At 61.6% G+C, this 2,703-nt stretch carries 2 protein-coding genes; both read left to right on the plus strand.

Going from position 1 to position 2,703, the window contains the following annotated elements; translation table 11 throughout:
* Nucleotides 1-131 precede the first annotated feature (131 nt).
* Nucleotides 132-1,403 (plus strand): cytosine permease, encoded by a 1,272-nt coding sequence (codB, locus tag K0F88_RS21770; RefSeq protein ID WP_219096499.1) that lies wholly within the window; start codon nt 132-134, stop codon nt 1,401-1,403.
* 13 nt (nt 1,404-1,416) lie between these two features.
* Nucleotides 1,417-2,664 (plus strand): cytosine deaminase, encoded by a 1,248-nt coding sequence (gene codA, locus K0F88_RS21775; protein ID WP_219096500.1) that lies wholly within the window; start codon nt 1,417-1,419, stop codon nt 2,662-2,664.
* The last annotated feature ends 39 nt before the right edge of the window (nt 2,665-2,703 follow it).

The following is a 2,703-nucleotide window of genomic DNA, read 5'->3' on the forward strand; positions in this document are numbered from 1 at the left end:
TTTCAGGTGCACCGCTTTTGTGCCCCTCCCCCGCGTCAATCCCGCCGCTCGGCTATACATAACTAAGCCATCCCCGTTTGGCACGACCACTGCAACCTCTCCCGCGTCACCCATTGAGCAAGGAACGCCACATGACGCAGAAAGATCCGGGCAACGATTACCCCCTCAGCGAAGTGCCGATGCATGCTCGCAAGGGCCTCGCCTCCACGGCCATGGTGCTGCTGGGTTTCACTTTCTTCACCGCCACCATGTTCGCCGGCGGCAAGCTCGGCGTGGCGTTCAGTTTTGGCGAGATGATGGCGGTGATTGTCGTCGGCAATCTGCTGCTGGGGATCTACGCCGCAGGCCTGGGTTACATCGCCTTCAAGAGCGGCCTCAATTCGGTGCTGATGGGGCGTTTCTGCTTCGGTGAAGTGGGCAGCAAGCTCAGCGACTTGATCCTCGGCTTCACCCAGATCGGCTGGTACGCCTGGGGCACGGCCACGGCCGCCGTGGTGCTGGGCAAGTATTTCGAACTGAGCGAGGGCACCGTTCTGGGCCTGATGGTGCTGTTCGGCCTGGCATTTTGCGCCACCGCGTATATCGGATATCGCGGGCTGGAAATCCTTTCGTACATCGCGGTGCCGGCCATGATGTTGCTGCTGATGCTGTCGATGTGGGTCGCCACGGTGAAAGTCGGCGGGCTCGACGGGCTGCTCGCGGTGGTCCCGACAGGCACGCTGGATTGGTCGACCGCGATTACCCTGGTCTTCGGCACTTTCGTCAGCGGCGCCACCCAGGCGACCAACTGGACGCGCTTCTCCCGTTCCGCCCGGGTCGCGGTGCTGGCGAGCCTGATCGGCTTCTTTATCGGCAACGGCCTGATGGTGTTGATCGGGGCCTACGGGGCCATCGTCTACCAGCAACCGGACGTGGTCGAAGTGCTGCTGTTGCAAGGTTTCGCCATGGCCGCGATGGCCATGTTGCTGCTCAACATCTGGAGCACCCAGGACAATACCATCTACAACTTCGCCGTCGCCGGCTGCAACCTGCTGCGCACCGGTCGTCGCAAAACCGTGACCCTGGCCGGCGCGGTGATCGGCACCTTGCTCGCGCTGCTGGGCATGTATGACCTGCTGGTGCCGTATCTGATCCTGCTGGGCACGGTGATTCCGCCGATAGGCGGCGTGATCATGGCGGATTTCTTCTTCCGCTATCGTGGTCAATATCCTCGTCTGGCCGATGCTCGATTGCCGGCGTTCAACTGGCCTGGTTTGACCGCCTATGCCGTCGGCACTGTCGCCGCATTCAGCTCGCCCTGGATCGCGCCACTGGTAGGGATTGCCGCTGCCGCGCTAACGTATGTGCTATTGACCAGCGTACTGGGTGCCCGTGCCGCTGAAGCTCCCTTACAAGATCTATAAAAGGATTCGCCTGATGCACATCATCAACGCTCGCCTGCGCAACCAAGAAGGCCTGCATGAGTTGCACCTGGAAAACGGCCTGATCCGCACCATCGCCCGTCAGACCGAAGCCCCGACCCTGGGGCCCGACGACCTCGACGCCGGCGGTAACCTGGTGGTGCCGCCCTTCGTCGAACCGCACATTCACCTCGACGCCACCCTCACCGCTGGCGAGCCGCGCTGGAACATGAGTGGCACGCTGTTCGAAGGCATCGAGTGCTGGGGCGAACGCAAGGTCACCATCACCGAAGAAGACACCAAGACCCGCGCCAAGAAAACCATCCAGACCCTCGCTGCCCACGGCATCCAGCATGTGCGCACCCATGTCGACGTCACCGACCCGCAACTGACCGCGCTTAAGGCGATGCTCGAAGTGCGCGAGGAAAGCCGTCACCTGATCGACCTGCAAATCGTCGCGTTCCCGCAGGAAGGCATCGAGTCCTATCGCAACGGTCGGGAGCTGATGGAAGAAGCGATCCGCATGGGCGCCGATGTGGTCGGGGGCATTCCGCATTTCGAATACACCCGCGATCAGGGTGTCAGCTCGGTGAAGTTTCTGATGGACCTGGCCGAGCGCACCGGTTGCCTGGTGGACGTGCATTGCGACGAAACCGACGACCCGCATTCACGCTTTCTGGAAGTGCTGGCCGAAGAAGCCCGCAGCCGTGGCATGGGTTCGCGAGTGACCGCCAGCCACACCACGGCGATGGGCTCTTACGACAACGCGTACTGCGCCAAACTCTTCCGTCTGCTGGGGCATTCGGGGATCAGTTTTGTCTCCTGCCCCACCGAAAGCATCCACCTGCAAGGACGCTTCGACACCTTCCCGAAACGCCGAGGCGTGACCCGGGTCAATGAGTTGCTGGAAGCGGGGATGAACGTGTGTTTCGGCCAGGATTCGATCGTTGACCCATGGTATCCGCTGGGTAACGGCAACATTCTGCGGGTGCTGGAAGCGGGGCTGCATATCTGCCACATGCTGGGGTATCGCAACCTGCAAAGTGCACTGGACCTGGTCACCGACAACAGCGCCAAGGCTATGAACCTTGGGGACCGTTATGGGCTGGAGGCGGGACGCCCGGCGAACTTGCTGATTCTGTCGGCGGACAGCGACTACGAGGTGATTCGCAGCCAGGGGTTGCCGCTGTATTCGGTGCGCGATGGCAAGGTGTTGATGAAGCGGACGATGCCGGTGGTGGAATTCAGTGGTGGTTTGAGCTGAGATTTTCGTTGAATCTGATGGCCTCTTCGCGGGCAAGCC

This window comes from Pseudomonas sp. UMAB-40 (genome assembly GCF_900095275.1).
GTDB classification, from domain to species: Bacteria; Pseudomonadota; Gammaproteobacteria; order Pseudomonadales; family Pseudomonadaceae; genus Aquipseudomonas; species Aquipseudomonas mandelii_B.